Below are 15358 nucleotides of genomic sequence, written 5' to 3'. Positions count from 1 at the left end.
ATTATAAATTCTGCAGAGATTGAATAATTGTTGAAAAAAAACCTAAAAAGCTCAAAAAAAGGAATTTAAAAGAGAATAAAGGTAATATTTCCGAAATTATATTTGACCAATTACCCTATAAATATTGTACTAGATGAATATTAATGTAAAAAATTCAATATCGAAATTCTACCATTATCCTTAAAACTTAAAATTAAATTATAAGCCTACATAATAATGAAAAACAATAAATATTATCCTAAATTAAACAGTTAAATTTTTTAGAAAATATTAATTCCATCTAGGTTTTTATTCATAAAAAAATAATAGTGTAAAAACACTAAAGTAAAGCAGTTCTAAAAAATTAACTCAACCGCTTATTTGGTTCTTACTAAGGTTTAAATGGAAAATTTTGCTGGCCTAGAGTCAACCTTTAACAAAGGCTTTGGTATCCCATTCGAAAAAAGTGAAACTGACCCTTCACTAGCTAAGAAAGAGACCTTAGGGCTTATCAACTGGACGGCTTGGGCCACTTGATCGAAAAAGTGGTCCCTTGATTAATTTTACTTTCCACAAGCAGATCCGCTCCCAAGCTTAAGGCAAATTCCTTACAGAGCAACAAACCTACCCCTGAGCCCTTTTCCCCTTGCGTTCCTAACTGGGAAGATACTCTGCCTGAAAACAGCATTTCTACCTGATCAGAACTCATCCCTACGCCCGTGTCTGACACACTGATCAATTCGCCATCTACCCTGGAATGATGGATTCGAACATTTCCTCCATCAGGAGTAAACTTGATGGCATTAGCCAATAGGTTGCGTAGAATAAAATTTAACCGGTTTCGATCTGTTTTAAGCTTAAGATCTTCGGGCAACTCATTTTCAACATGTAAATCCTTATCCCCTATGGAGGTTGAAAGTTGTTGCATGGTTTGATCGGCCAATTCATGAACATTCACTTCCCGGAACGCAACCTCATTGTAATCGAATTCAGCCTGAGCCCATTCCAGGAGGTTTTCCATCAATTCATTAACCCCGTGGATTTGGGAAGAAACCATGGGCAAAAGCTTCATAAACTCCTCCTGGGTGATCATTTTATCTGACCAGATACCTAAGATCCCTAGCAGGGAGGTGATGGGCGTTTTGAGATCATGGGTGAGCACCGAAAAGAGGCGCTCCCGGATTCGGTTTGATTCGGTTAGGGCCAGATTAGCCTCTTCCAGCTTCTGAGTTTGGATTTCAATTTTTTGGTTTTGGGCTTTAAGCTGACTCAAGATCTCAGTCGTCTCTTGGTGAGCTTCTTGAAGCTGTTTGTTTTTTATTCGTTGAAAAGCCCATACCCCGATTAAACCTAATAAAATTATTCCGGCGGCAAGGAGTAATTCATTCTTGCGCTGAAGGCTCAGATCTAAATACTTTTGCTCCTCCAATAAGGCTTGATTTTCGATTTCCTTTTTCTCCGACTCGTATTTGATCAATAAATCTTCAGTGATCTGCTTGTTGCGATCCGAATTTAATTCCTGTATAGTTTCCAGTTTCTTTTTGAAAAAGCGCAGCGCATTGGGAAAATCCCCCTTCTCCTCATAGGCCTTAGCTAACAATCCTGAAACAGAGGCGATCTGGAAATTTGAATTCATTTCCTCAGCAATTTCCATAGCTTTTTTTGCGTAGGCCAGAGCTTGGTGATTATTGCCTAGTTCCAGATTAAAATCCACCAGTTCGGATAAAAGAGAAATCTGAAGTTCCTGATCTTGAAGTCCGTCTGAAATCTCCAACGCATCAGACAGGAATTCCTTAGCCTTAGAAAAATCACCTTCCTCTCGGGCCAATTGCGCCAGCTGACTCAGTGTATTAATTGAACCCCGAAAATCACGCATGGAACTTTTGATACTGAGGGCTTCCGTTAAATAATATTGGGCAGAATCCAGGTCGGTTCGAGCTTTTGTTTCGGCCCAAAGATCCCTGAAATAGCTTCCCAGATTATTGAATAGGAGACCTTGCCCGCGTTGATTTTCTGAAATCCGGGCATAGTATAGCGCAGTTCTGTAGCGTTCAGCCGCCTCCCGGGCATTCCCTCTTCGATAGAGAATATTCCCAATGTTCAACTGAGACTCCAGTAGACCCACGGTGTCACGAATTTGCTCCCGGATCTCAAGTGCCTGCAAATGACTCTTCATTGCTGAATCAAATTCAGATTTGATCAGAAAAGCGACTCCCCTGATATTTAATGCATTCCCTTGGAGCTTGGTAAGATTATTTTCAAGGGCGATCACCAAGGCAGAGTCCGAATAGGCAATCGCACTGTTTTGGTCTGATCCGTAAATTGCTCTGGCCAATTGATAGTAGAGCTCGGCTTGGATTTTGGGTTCGTTTACTTGCTTGAGTTCATTTTTCAGACTGTCCACCACAGAAATACTTTGCTGGAAAACAACAAGAAATAGCGCAAAAATTGCGGTCATAAAGCGAATGAAAATTTACAATGAAATAAAATAGGCTTTTAAATTCTGCCAATATAGCCAAGAAATCAAAATCGGCAACTGAATTAGTGTTTAGAGGCAAATGCAATATCAGTTCTAAGTGGAAAAACGATAGGGCTGCTTCAATCCATAAATTTTAGAGAATAAAAACAGAGAAAAACAATCATCCATTAATTCTGGTAAGGGACCCTTGAATTAGAAATTTAAGTAGCAGGGATAGGAGAAACCATCCAACACACCTCTCAGAACGGCCGCGTACCAAGCTTTACCTTTTCTTTCAGCCATCGCTTGAAACCTTTTATTGACTCCTGTTAAGAGCGGCTGTCTAGATGAAAGAGTTAATCTCACGGTTGGTCTAGTTTTACATCCTAGAGGAATTAGGATAGAAGAACTAGGTTATTTCAGAGGAATCTCCCAAGAATGGCCCTTTCCCTTGTCCAGAAAACCAGTCAAAAACTCTCCAAAATCCCTTTGGGTTCCGGTCCGCAGGTTAAGATTAAGGTAAAAAAGATGCTGGACTTAGTGGGTAATTTCCAAGTCAATCTGTCTCCCTTCTTCACTTGCCTTCTTATCCATACCTGAGCCAACAGCTATACCAATAGCCATTCCGATAGGCAAGCCTATACCCAAAAATGCCATATTCCCGAGACTCATTCCAAACGCGACCCCAAGTGGCAGCCCGAATGATGCCATTCCTAAGGCCATCCACAGGTTTCGGTAGTGATTTTTAACCACCACCTTATGTATTTTCTCTACCTGGCTCAAAATACCGGTTTGGATTTTAGCAATCCGTTTTATGAGCTCTTTTTCAGATTCCGAAAACGAATTTATTTGATCAACTCCCTGATTAATTAAAAGGACAGTATCTTCAGAAAGATCCTTTTTCTTCAACTCGCCCAATAGGTTATCAAATTGAACGAAAGCCTTCATCAGTTTCTCATTTTGATCAGGGCCTGTTCTTTTTTTCAATTCTTTAATCTTCATATCCTGATATAGTTTAATCCTTAAGATCAATCTCCGCTTCGCTCCCTTCCCTACTTACCAAAATTACTGTATAAGGTAGAAGTTTAGGTCTGAATAGTAGAAAAACAATCTTACCATTTTGGAAATCAAATAAATAACTTTTGGTGATCATCTGGTTTTTCTAAGTATCTAAATGATAATGTCCCAATTGAATTAGGCCATTCAGATTGTCATACTCCACCCAACTTTCCTTAATTTTTCCATCCACCAAACGAAAAAAACAATTGAAGTCCGCTGATAATCGTTTACCCGAAGGCGGGAAGTTCAATAGAGGTCCTGATTGGGTTCCTGAAAAATGGATTCTAGCGGCAACCAAATCCCCTTCTTGAATACTAAAAACAAGGGTTTCCTTGAGATCTGGGAAGGTCTCTAATTCTTTTCGATGAAATTGAACTAGGCCAAGGTTTGTTTTTACCTCTTTTGGCTCAGAAGAACTATGCCTGACAAAATCCTCATCAACCAAAGCCAAAACCTGATCCCAGTCCCTTTGATTTGTAGCCTTTAGAAAGGCAGCTACTACTTCTTTATTGCTCATTAACGATAAATACAGATCAATTGAAAAATACTAAAATACATCAAATACTTCCAATTACCCTAAAAACCAATCATGGTATCGAACCTTTATTCCGAAAAATCGAGGATCTCAAACAAGGAAATTTCCTGCATCAAAAAAATTACTAAAGAAAGCATTTTAGCCTTATCTGGGTAAAAATTCATCCTCATTTATCCATTACCCTACTTAATTTTTCCCACATTTGGTTATGAAATAAAATGGGTACCAGTCCATCATCCGGAGCTTCTCCCATTCTGATGAGTACCAGATTCTGACTGGGCACAACCTCCACAAATTGACCATTTTTACCCATTCCCGCAAATAAATCAATGGGGGCAAAGTCTGATAATGGCATGGCAAAAGATTTAGGATTCCCCGGAAAAACAATTGATTCTTTCCCATTTAGCCACCATAAATAGCCATAAGAAGGGTTTAAGTCCTGAGAACTGGAAATCATTTGTTGGTAATAATTCTGATCGGATAACACCACTGTTTTGTTCCATTGTCCCTTGTTGAGAATCAAAAGTCCAAACCGCGCCATATCCCGGGCCGTACTCCAATACACCGTATTAAAACCTTGTGCTATCCATTGTCCATTCATACCAATCTTAGATTCAAGGGTTAGATGGGTGTATTCATTTAAGGTTTCTCCTGAGGCCTGTTCAATGACTTTTTCTAGCAGAGTGTAGGGGGCATTGTGATAAAACCATTCTTGGCCAGCATCAGATTTATAGTTTAGACAAGCTGGGAGGGTACAATTGAGATCAGGAATGGCATAAGCTAGACCAGTAGTCATGGTCAATTGGTTTTTTACCGTGATCAACTGTTCTTTTTCTGGAGCTAGGCTAGTCCAACCACTACCCAGATAGTTAGCGGTTGGGTTTTCAAGGTGGATTAATCCATTTTCTTGGGCTATGCCCACTAAGGTGGCGGTGAGTGTTTTTCCGGCAGATGCCCAATACCATTGGGAATTTTGATCAAAAGGAGCTGTTCCCAAGATGGTATTCCCGAAATACTCTTCCACAACGATTTTGCCATCTTTTAAGATGATAAATGCTCGGGTATGATTTCCTTCTAAAAACTCCAATAAATCATCCATTTGGGATTGGTTCCAATTTAATTCGGAAGGAGAAATACGTTCCCACTCCTGAGAATTAATCGGAGGAAAATACAGGGACTGTCCATCGGACGAACTCCTGATTTCCTGATCAAACATTTCACAGGAAAAGAGAATGAAAGTCACCACTAAAAATAGGGAATACTTCATAGTAAGTCTATTACCTCAGTTAGACTGCATTTACAACAAAAAGTTTAATCGCTATTCCGCCTTTGGATCTCAAGTTAGGTGTACTTCAAAACACTTTAATTCAAATTACAAAAACCAGCTTGGAATCAAAAGCGGCTTTTTACCCTCCATGGGTTTGCAATTGAATTTTATCATGAGCCAAATGAGGTGCATTTTGGAGCTATTCATGCCTGATTGATAAGCTTGTTCAGTTCAAGGATGTACGATCTACATGGGACTTGAAGGCGCTCAGGCATGTTCATTAAGCCCAATCCCAAAATCATGTCTTGATTCGAAATCCTCTAGATCAGACTAATGGGTTTGGGTTCTTAACTCGCGCTTGGGTCTAGTCTTGCCCTAACATTAGAAGGCGGCTGTAATTGATAGATCTTGCCTGTCTGGCCTTCGGTCAAATTTAGACGTCTTCCCATTTGCTCAATTAAAATCCAATCATCATTCTTTTATTTTAAAATGATATTGGATTTGATGAGCATATATTTCACCCGGATTTAATCGAGCTGATGGAAATGAAGGTTCATTGGGAGCATTTGGAAAGGTCTGGGGCTCCATGCATAAGCCCATATATTGATCATATCTTACTCCATCCACGCTTACCTTTCCATCCAGGAAATTACCGGAGTAGAATTGGACCGCTGGTGAATCAGCATACAGTTCCATTACTCTTCCAGATCCTTGATGATACAACTCAGCCATTTTAACCAATTCCTTGGAATGTGCCCTTTTGACTACAAAATTATGATCATATCCTCCTGAAACCTTGTCAATTCGCTCCCCAATTGCATGCGATGAGGTAAAATCAAAAGGTGTATCAGCAACAGCCTTCAATTCTCCGGTGGGAATTAATTCATCATCGACCGGGGTATAGTGTGAAGCATTGATAATCAATTCATGATCTAAAATAGTTTCCTTCATACCACTTAGGTTAAAATAACTATGATGGGTAAGATTAGCGAGGGTAGGTTTGTCTGTTGTGGCTGTAAAATCCAGAATTAATTTGTTATCCTCCCTCAATTCAAAAGTAAGCGTAGTCTTTAGTGTGCCAGGATACCCTTCTTCTCCATCGGGACTTTCATAGTACATTTTGACCATAACTGATTTTTCGTTTTCAATCAGTTCGGCATCCCAAATCACCCGGTTAAAACCCAAAAGTCCTCCATGAAGGTGGTTGTTTCCATCATTGGTCGCCAATTGGTAATTGACCCCATCTAATTCAAACTGACCTTTCGCAATCCGATTTCCAAACCTTCCTATTGCCGCACCGAAATAATAATCATTGGTATCGTATTCTTCGATATGCTCATATCCGAGTACAATATTTTCTGAGTTACCCTTCTTATCTGGAACTTTTAACTGAGTAATTATTCCACCAAAACTGGAGATTTCTACTTGCATTCCGTTTCCATTATCCAGATGAAACAGCTGGGCCTTCTTGCCCCCAATCAGTACTTCCTCTACCTGTACAGAAAAGTTAATTTCTTCCTCCTTCATCGTGTTTTTTTCTTCTTGACCAGGCTTACAAGCTAAAATCAGATAGATCCCCACCACCCAGACATAAGTCAAACTTGAACTTTTAAATCGTATCATATCCTATTGTTTTAGCATCCTTGACCGTAATAGGCATCCTTGCCGTGTTTCCGTTCGAAGTGTTTTTTGATTAATGAATCTTTTAGCCTTGAAGCATGAGGATTTAGTTGAAGAGTCAGGTGGGCCATTTTAGCCAGTTCTTCCAAAACCCCACTATTGTACACTGCTTTGTGGGCATCCTTTCCCCAAGTAAAGGGTCCATGATTCCCCACTAAAACCATTTCCACTTCTTCGGGATTAAGCTCCTTTGCAGAAAAGCAATCTAAAATTTGTTGGCCGGTATTGTGTTCATAGTCTCCTTGAATTAAGTCATCTGCCATGGGTGGAGCGCAAGGGATATCGGCTGTCAAATGATCTGCATGGGTAGTTCCCAAAATTGGAATGTCCCGTAAAGCCTGTGCCCAAGCCACTGCATAAGTGGAATGGGTATGACAAATGCCTCCAATTTTTTCCCAATGTTGGTACAAAAAAGCATGAGTCTTGGTATCCGAAGAGGGGCGCAGTTGACTTTCAATTACCTGGCCTTCAAAATCGACAAGGACGATATCGGCAGGTTTTAAGACCTCATAGGGAACGCCACTGGGCTTGATGGCAAAAACTCCTTGATTTCGATCTACCACACTGACATTACCAAAGGTATAAATAACTAAGTTTAGCTTCGGCAATAGCATGTTGGCTTCAAAGCATTCCTCCTTGAGGGTATTAAATAGAGACATCTTCTTCTAATTTGGGTAGATTTTTCAACGTGTTTGAGGTGCGTGGAACTTTCCCCATTTCTATAAATTGACCAAAGCTTACATATTCCTCATAGCGTTTTTGATAGATTCTTACGTGACTGGGGATAGGTTCATAAATTTGATCATAGCCTGAACCCATGGTAGAAATAGCCACTTGAATCGAAGGGTGAATTCCCGCTGCCACAGAGGCATACATGGCAGCACCCAAAGCTGGTGCCTGTTCAGAACTTGCTGCTTTGATGGGCATATTGAGAACATCAGCCAAGGTTTGCATCACTAAAGGTGATTTTTTAGCCACTCCACCTAAGCCGATGACGGCATTGACTGCTACGCCTTCCTGGCGAAAACGATCCACAATAGTTTTGGAACCAAAACAGATGGACTCAACCAAAGACTTGAATACCTGAGCGGCATTGGTACCCATGGTCAAATTTCGAATTGCACCTTTCAAAGATTGATTCGCATCGGGAGTTCTACGTCCATTGATCCAATCCAAAGAAACTATTTTAGATTCTGAAACGGGTAGAGCCATGGCTTCCTTTGATAACTTAACTAAGATTTGATCCTCAAGCTCTCTTTTCAGCTTGGTTTTCTGTTGCTCATTCAGGCTTTTACTTTGTTCGATTAATTCAATAGAAGGCTTCAAAAGAAGATCTTTAAACCAAGCCAAAACATCCCCAAATCCCGATTGTCCAGCTTCCAATCCGATTGCACCCGGAATTACAGACCCATCCACTTGACCACAAATCCCTGAGATCAGCTGATTTCCAAGTTTAGCTTTATCAGCAATCATGATATCGCAAGTCGATGTCCCCATTACCTTAATCAGGGTACCTTCTGCGATTTGTCCACCAACGGCTCCGGCATGCGCGTCAAATGTCCCAACGGAAACGACCACATCCGTAGAAAGACCCAATTTCTCAGCCCATTCAGTCCCGAGCCTACCTGCTGCAAAATCAGACGTATAGGTTTGGGTATATAACCTTTCTTTTAAGTCCGACAGATAAGGGTCTAGCGTACCCAAAAAAGCCTTATCGGGCAACCCTCCCCATGATTCATGCCACATGGCCTTATGTCCTGCTGCACACCTGCTCCGCTTAAGCTTATGCAAGTCCTTACAACCTATTAATTGAGAAGTAATATAATCACAATGCTCCATCCAAGAATAGGCAGTATTTTTCACGCATTCATCTTCACGAATGACGTGTAGAATCTTTGCCCAAAACCACTCTGAAGAATAAATGCCTCCCTCATACTTCGTAAAATCTTCTCCTCCCCAATTCTTAGCCAACTCATTGATCTGCTCAGCCTCTGCAATTGCTGTATGATCTTTCCAAAGAATCATCATTGCATTTGGATTCTCTGCAAATTCAGGATGAAAGGCAAGTGACTCCCCTTGTTGATCCACCGCCATGGGTGAGGATCCGGTAGTATCTACACAAATAGCCTTTACAGTAGTAGGATTTACTCCTGATTGAGTCAAAATTGCCTTGATCGTATACTCTAAGCCCTCCAAATGGTCTGAGGGATGTTGCCTGAATTGATTGATTTTAGGATCGCAATACGCCCCTTTCTTCCACCTAGGATACCAATACACTTCACTTGCCAATATTTGCCCATTTTTGGAATCTACTAACACTGCACGAACAGAATCAGAGCCAAAATCCAAGCCGATTACAAAACTTTCATTCATGATCAATTGATAGTTAAAACTTTCATGCAAAACTGAAAATCTTATTCCCATTCACTACCGATAAGAACCCCTAGGACTATTCCCCACCCCAAGTCATGGAAACAAGTAATTTTCTGAATTCATGCCATTTAGGCAAACCTAAACCCAAAAATAAGACCTCAGTTCAGCTTGTTTTTATTTTATAGTGTTAAAAATACACTATAAAATTTAAATAATCTTCAAGATGGATCTTTAAAGGGCTATTTTTTTTTAAAAGTTCGGAATCGATTGCGGAATGAATGAGAAAAAAAATTTATATTTAGTGTAATTTATACATTTATTAAAAAACCTCTAATTCCAGTAGGCTATCAAGCCCAAAATCATTCAGGTCAACAAAAACTCTTAGCTATGAAAAAAAAATTCCTGTTAATTCCCACTATCCCTCTGATTCTGGTGTTCTTTATCCTAAACCAATCCTGTAGTCGGAAAGAAAAGCAGTCAGTAAAAAACTTACCTCAGCCCATTACCCTAGACCAAGACTATCCCATTCAACCGGTAATTTTCACTTCCGTCAAGTTTGAGGATGAATTTTGGTCCAAAAGATTGGAAACTGCTAAAAATGTCACTATCCCCTTTACCCTCGATCAGACCGAGCTTACCGGAAGAATCAAAAACTTCAGAATAGCCGCCGGTCAGGAAGAAGGTGGCTTTTGTTCGGAATACCCTTTCGATGATTCTGATGTATTTAAGATTTTGGAGGGAGCTTCTTATGTATTGATGATGGAAGATAATCCGAAATTAGAGGCAAAGGTTGACTCTTTGATTGCCCTAATAGGTGATGCTCAGGAACCCGATGGTTATTTGTATACAAACAGATCTATTCTTGGAGATAACGCTCATCCCTGGGCAGGTCAAAAACGCTGGGAATTGACCCATGATCTAAGCCATGAACTTTATAATATTGGCCACTTGATTGAGTCAGGAGTTGCTCATTATTATGCAACGGGCAAGAAATCTCTGATCGATATTGCCATCAAAGCTGCTGATCGGGTATCCGAAGATTTTGGATCCGAAAAATTAGTTTCCTATCCTGGTCATCAAATCATAGAACTAGCATTAGCGAAATTATACCGGGCCACAGGTAATCAAAAATACTTGGAAACTTCCGAGTTTTTATTAGAGGCGAGAAAAGGAGGTTCTGAATATAGTCAATCCCACATTCCAGTTACCGAGCAATTCGAAGCCGTAGGACATGCCGTACGCGGGGTATACATGTACTCGGGAATGGCAGATATTGCTGCAATCAAACAAAACCAAGCTTACATTACAGCCATCAATTCCATATGGGAAGATGTAGTCTCCAAAAAAATGTATATCACAGGTGGTATAGGATCTACTGGACATGGAGAAGCATTTGGGGCACCCTATGAATTACCTAATATGGCCGCCTATTGCGAAACATGCGCCTCAATAGGGAATGTGTATTGGAACCATCGCCTCTTTATGCTCCATGGAGATGGCAAGTATTACGATGTCCTCGAACGAACTTTATACAACAGTTTGTTATCAGGAGTGGGCATGTCTGGAGACTCATTCTTTTACCCCAACCCACTGGAATCCCACGGCCAGCATGAGCGAAGCCCCTGGTTCCCTTGTGCCTGCTGTCCTTCCAATGTAGCTCGTTTTATCCCTTCTGTTCCCGGCTATTTCTATGCGATCAGGGAGGATGAACTTTTCATAAATCTCTTTGCAAGCTCTACTGCTGATGTTACGATTTTAAACAATAAAGTAAATATTATACAAAATACCCAATATCCATGGGAAGGCAAAATCGACATAGAAGTCAATCCTGAATCAGAAGCCGAATTCGAAATTAAAGTGAGAATCCCCGGATGGTCCAATCAAGATCAAAGTCCAGGCGGATTATATCAATTTGCAAATAAGGTTGATCAAACTGTCCAAATTCAAGTGAACGGGGAACCCTACTCTTTTCAAACTGAAAAAGGCTATGCGATCTTAGCTAAAAGCTGGAAAAAAGGAGATAAGATTACAGTCAACCTACCCATGCCAGTGCGAATGGTAAAAAGTCATGATCAGGTTAGCACCAATCAGGATAAACTGGCGATACAAAGAGGGCCATTGATTTATGCAGCAGAATGGGCCGATCAGGAAGATCAAAAAGTATTGAATGTAGTACTCCAGCCTGATTCTGAATTCAGTGTAAAATACAATTCAGCCCTACTAGGCGGAGTCAATACCATTCATTCTCAAGCAAAAGCATTAATTGAAAACGAAAATGGCGAATTGGAATCCCGACCCAAAGAATTGACTTTGATTCCTTATTACGCTTGGGCGCACCGAGGTCCAGGTGAAATGCAAGTATGGTTACCCACCAAGGAAGAAGACTCCAAGCCCTCCAGAAATCCAAGCATTGCTTCAAAAAGTAAGCTCAGTGGATCGCACCCTACCAAGGCTTTAAAGGCTATAAATGATCAAATGGAACCCTCTAATTCAAATGATAATTCCATCTTATTTTACCATTGGTGGCCTAAAAAGGATACTACTGAATGGCTTCAATATGATTTTGACCAGCCCTATCAAATCAAGGAAGCTGAAGTTTATTGGTTTGATGACGGTCCTTTTGGAGGAACCCGAATTCCAGCCAAATGGCGGATCCTATATCATAATGGACTAGAATGGGTCCCAGTTGAACCAAGCAGCCCTTATGAAATTAAAAAGGATCAATTCAGTAAAGTAAGTTTTACCCCTGTCCTGACCCAGTCTTTAAGACTGGAGGTAACCTTACCGAAAGAACATGCCAGCGGGGTTATGGAATGGAAAGTCAACTGATCGAATAAACGGAAACGCCCCGAAAACCTTAGATTTTCGGGGCTACTTTTTTTAAAACTCCCCCTCTTATTTCAAGGACACATCCAAGTACACCGAGTGCCTGCCATAGGTCTCATAAAAAGGTTTAAACTCAATTCCATCGATAAAGAAGGTTAAGTCCTCGGGATTACCTTCTATAGACTTCCCTAAATCTTCCGCATCCAAATTGATTTTTCTCCAAGTTTGCAAGGCCTCAGATTCCTGAGCTGCCAATAAGACCGGACCATAAAATAAACTAGCAATATTGGGCTGATCCATGACTGAACTCAAGTGAAATTGAAAAGGCATTTCCAATTCAATCAAGTCCCCGTTCTTCCAATCACGGCTCAATTTAAGATAGGATCCTGGTTGAAAATCATGGTCAAATTCTTTTCCATTAACTTTAACCAAAAACCCCTTTTTTGCCCAGGATGGAATTCGCACATGTAAATCAAACCTGCCTTCTCCTTGAATGGAAAGCCGAGTTCGGTCCTCGTTAGGAAAAGTAGTCGTTTGTTGAAGAATGATTCCCTTTTCCTGCCAGTTCAATGTCGATGGAATAAAGAGGTTTACATATAATGCATCATGGTCATTGCTTCTAAAATAAATGGAGTTTTGAAGCTTGGTACTGCTCTCAATTGCCGTACCATTACAACAGGTAAAACCATTCATTTCCGCGTTTCCAAAACGCTTGATGGAACCCGGTCTTAAGGGAACATGATAGGTATTTGCTGGGCTATCTTTGGCAACGGAGGCCAAAATATGGTTATACAAACCTCGCTCATAGTAGTCCATGTATTCAGCCTTCTGATCAAACAAGAACAAATTACCCGTCAACTTGAGCATATTATAGGTAGCACAGGTTTCATTTTGTCCTCCAGATGCAAAACCATTCTGGTATAAAGTGGCTGGTTGAGCAATAAAACATTCGGCATTGGTAGGGTTCCTGGCTCCAGCTACTCCACCAATACTGTAGGAATAATCATTTACCGCCCGGTACCAATAATTGTCAGCAACTTTGAAATAATCTGACTGCTGAGAAACTCGGTACATTTCCAGACTTCCGACTATTTGCGGGATATGCTGATTGGCATGTAATCCCCGGAAGGTATCCACATTTTTAGCCAGTCCATGTGAATATTGCGCATCTCCAAAAAAGACGCTGATGTTGTCAAATAGTTGAGCGGTCTTCAAAAACTTTGGATCACCGGTAATATCATAGAGTGTCGCCAAGGTCTCATTCATTCCCCCAAATTCCCCGGCGATGTAGGTATTCCACATCGATATTAAGGTATCTTGAGGCACTGCACTCAATCGCTGATAAACCCAATCGCCCATACCTATGGCTACAGCTAAGGCCTTTTCATTTTCGCTTACCTTGTATACATCGATTAATCCAGCCAAAATCTTATGAAGGGTATAATAGGGTGCCCAAATTTGATTTTTTTGCCCCCCGTATTTCGCTCCTTGCTCCAACATTATGAATTGATCGGGTGGGTAGGCACTAATGAATCCCCTACCCCAGTTCCAGTAATCTTGTCGTATTCCCTCATCGCTCAAATCTGAATCATAGCTTAATTTACCCGGTCCTTTAGGCACTAAGTTAGGATCAGCGATTGCCTCCCCCATTCCCTCTGCCGGATTCCCGGAAAGCTGGGAAAGATCATAGAGGACATTCACCATATATTCCATTTTTGAGGCGAAATTAGACTGAAGTTCCGGGTCGTAGGACGTCCCTGCATACGCTTGAGCGATAGCGGTAAGGTAATGCCCTGTGGCATGTCCTCTTAGCTTGGTTTCCTGACTATCCCATACCCCAAGTGGTTCGGCTCCTTCTGGCTGGGTTTGACCAAAGGCATGCCTAAACATATACAAAAAGGAATCGGGATCCGTATCGGCAAGGGTATGAATAAACTTATCCCTGTTTTCGATAAACTTGGTCTGGGTCTGATTTAACCCTAGATCTAGGCTTACCTGATCCAATCCGAATGTAGCCAACTTTAAAGAAGGTGTATTTTTTTCCTTTTTCTCTATCACCGATACCACTACTTTGGGTTGGAAATCGGTACCAGGTACTTTACCAATTACAGTATAGCTTCCTGTTTTAAGAACCGCCGAATTATCACTTGGCGCTGGCCATATGACCCTAACTTTGGGGCCGGTTACTTGATCCCGGTAAACCCCATCTACATGGGTAGGCAATCTTGGTAATTCTCCCAACCCAGTTTCTACCTCCACATTTGATACCGATATCAAAAAGGCATTGTAGAGCTGAGGCTGATTCGGATCAAATTGGGGTAGCTCATCTTCTACCTTTTTGGTTGGTTGGGCATTGGCTTGATTCGTGGCCCCAGCATTAGAATAGATCCCCCCTATTTGCCTCTCATTCAAAGGAATTCTATAAAGACGTAAATCATGGACTAAACCATCCAAGGTTGCCTTAGGGGAATCAGGTGATCCACCAAAATAAACACTTAGTTCCTCCGAATTCCAGGAGGAAAACCCATCCAAAAATTCACTGCCCAGTAAAACAGGATCTCCAAGCGGTTGACTATTTCCATAAACCCTTAAAGATTTGGAAGGAACATCGATTACTAGGGTCAGGAATACCCATGTATTCGGTTTCAAAGCCTGACTTTTAAAGGTTTTCATATCCTCGGCGAAACTCGTACGAAACCCCAATTGAAATCCTTGATAATCGGATTCTTCGCTTGTGGACAATTCTAAAATGGGTTGATCCTCCAGCCGTAATTCCAATACCTGCTGATCTTTTGTGGCAGATCGAAGAAAAACCCAGGTGGACAGGCCAAATGACTCCACATCATTTAACACCTCAGGGGGAATTGATACATACCCTCCTGTGTCATTTCCTAAAGACAGTACATTTCCAAATCGATCGTCTCGTTCAAATTTCAACTCATCTCCCTCAACTTTGGCATGAAGGTTATTTCGAGACCAATCCCGAGTATCACCATTAAATAGGTAGCGAGCAATCAAGCCAGTTTCTCCGATCCCATCCAAAATTTGATCCCCTCCCTGAGCGAGGGCCACCGTATTCCAATAGCCGATTAAGAAAAGCAGTAAAACTGCATGAACAACCACTCGTATCTTTTTCATTTACAGGATTTAATTTATTTCAACTAATTTATTTCAAGTCGCA

At 41.0% G+C, this 15358-nt stretch carries 9 protein-coding genes; 1 reads left to right on the top strand and 8 read right to left on the bottom strand.

Annotated features, from left to right (window positions below):
- Nucleotides 1-490: 490 nt before the first annotated feature.
- The 7 genes from Q0L00_RS01365 to Q0L00_RS01335 form a co-directional block, all read right to left on the bottom strand.
- The gene (locus Q0L00_RS01365) at nt 491-2437 is read right to left on the bottom strand and encodes a tetratricopeptide repeat-containing sensor histidine kinase (protein ID WP_297335064.1); all 1947 of its coding nucleotides are present in this window, start codon (nt 2435-2437) and stop codon (nt 491-493) included.
- A gap of 537 nt (nt 2438-2974) precedes the next feature.
- Nucleotides 2975-3439 (bottom strand): hypothetical protein, encoded by a 465-nt coding sequence (locus tag Q0L00_RS01360; protein WP_297335063.1) that lies wholly within the window; start codon nt 3437-3439, stop codon nt 2975-2977.
- A gap of 160 nt (nt 3440-3599) precedes the next feature.
- Nucleotides 3600-4013, bottom strand: a complete 414-nt coding sequence (locus tag Q0L00_RS01355) for an ester cyclase (protein WP_297335062.1) — start codon at nt 4011-4013, stop codon at nt 3600-3602.
- 184 nt (nt 4014-4197) lie between these two features.
- Nucleotides 4198-5298 carry a serine hydrolase gene (locus Q0L00_RS01350; protein WP_297335061.1) on the bottom strand — a complete coding sequence of 367 codons (1101 nt, stop codon included), beginning with the start codon at nt 5296-5298 and terminating at the stop codon, nt 4198-4200.
- 471 nt (nt 5299-5769) lie between these two features.
- Nucleotides 5770-6921 (bottom strand): aldose epimerase family protein, encoded by a 1152-nt coding sequence (locus Q0L00_RS01345; protein ID WP_297335060.1) that lies wholly within the window; start codon nt 6919-6921, stop codon nt 5770-5772.
- An 11-nt stretch (nt 6922-6932) separates the two neighbouring features.
- On the bottom strand, nt 6933-7637 hold the full coding sequence (locus Q0L00_RS01340; protein WP_297335059.1) for an L-ribulose-5-phosphate 4-epimerase: 705 nt from the start codon (nt 7635-7637) through the stop codon (nt 6933-6935).
- Nucleotides 7624-9351, bottom strand: a complete 1728-nt coding sequence (locus Q0L00_RS01335; protein ID WP_297335058.1) for a ribulokinase — start codon at nt 9349-9351, stop codon at nt 7624-7626. The genes Q0L00_RS01340 and Q0L00_RS01335 overlap by 14 nt, the downstream gene beginning before the upstream one ends.
- Before the next feature lie 387 nt (nt 9352-9738).
- Here Q0L00_RS01335 and Q0L00_RS01330 point away from each other — a divergent pair, with 387 nt between their 5' ends.
- A complete protein-coding gene (locus Q0L00_RS01330) occupies nt 9739-12180 on the top strand; it encodes a glycoside hydrolase family 127 protein (RefSeq protein WP_297335057.1) in 2442 nt (813 codons plus the stop codon).
- Between the two features lie 66 nt (nt 12181-12246).
- Here Q0L00_RS01330 and Q0L00_RS01325 read toward each other — a convergent pair whose 3' ends face one another.
- Nucleotides 12247-15315, bottom strand: a complete 3069-nt coding sequence (locus tag Q0L00_RS01325; protein WP_297335056.1) for a beta-L-arabinofuranosidase domain-containing protein — start codon at nt 15313-15315, stop codon at nt 12247-12249.
- Between the last annotated feature and the right edge of the window lie 43 nt (nt 15316-15358).

Source organism: Algoriphagus sp. (assembly GCF_024305035.1).
GTDB lineage: Bacteria > Bacteroidota > Bacteroidia > Cytophagales > Cyclobacteriaceae > Algoriphagus.
Note: the sequence above shows the minus strand (reverse complement) of the source record. Positions and strands in the feature narration are given on the sequence as shown.

Bases quoted from the DNA above. Each gene is read 5' to 3' on its own strand.
- Q0L00_RS01335 (WP_297335058.1), bottom strand. From the start codon at position 9,351: ATGAATGAAAGTTTTGTAATCGGCTTGGATTTTGGCTCTGATTCTGTT.
- Q0L00_RS01355 (WP_297335062.1), bottom strand. From the start codon at position 4,013: ATGAGCAATAAAGAAGTAGTAGCTGCCTTTCTAAAGGCTACAAATCAA.
- Q0L00_RS01350 (WP_297335061.1), bottom strand. From the start codon at position 5,298: ATGAAGTATTCCCTATTTTTAGTGGTGACTTTCATTCTCTTTTCCTGT.
- Q0L00_RS01325 (WP_297335056.1), bottom strand. From the start codon at position 15,315: ATGAAAAAGATACGAGTGGTTGTTCATGCAGTTTTACTGCTTTTCTTA.
- Q0L00_RS01360 (WP_297335063.1), bottom strand. From the start codon at position 3,439: ATGAAGATTAAAGAATTGAAAAAAAGAACAGGCCCTGATCAAAATGAG.
- Q0L00_RS01345 (WP_297335060.1), bottom strand. From the start codon at position 6,921: ATGATACGATTTAAAAGTTCAAGTTTGACTTATGTCTGGGTGGTGGGG.
- Q0L00_RS01340 (WP_297335059.1), bottom strand. From the start codon at position 7,637: ATGTCTCTATTTAATACCCTCAAGGAGGAATGCTTTGAAGCCAACATG.
- Q0L00_RS01365 (WP_297335064.1), bottom strand. From the start codon at position 2,437: ATGACCGCAATTTTTGCGCTATTTCTTGTTGTTTTCCAGCAAAGTATT.
- Q0L00_RS01330 (WP_297335057.1), top strand. From the start codon at position 9,739: ATGAAAAAAAAATTCCTGTTAATTCCCACTATCCCTCTGATTCTGGTG.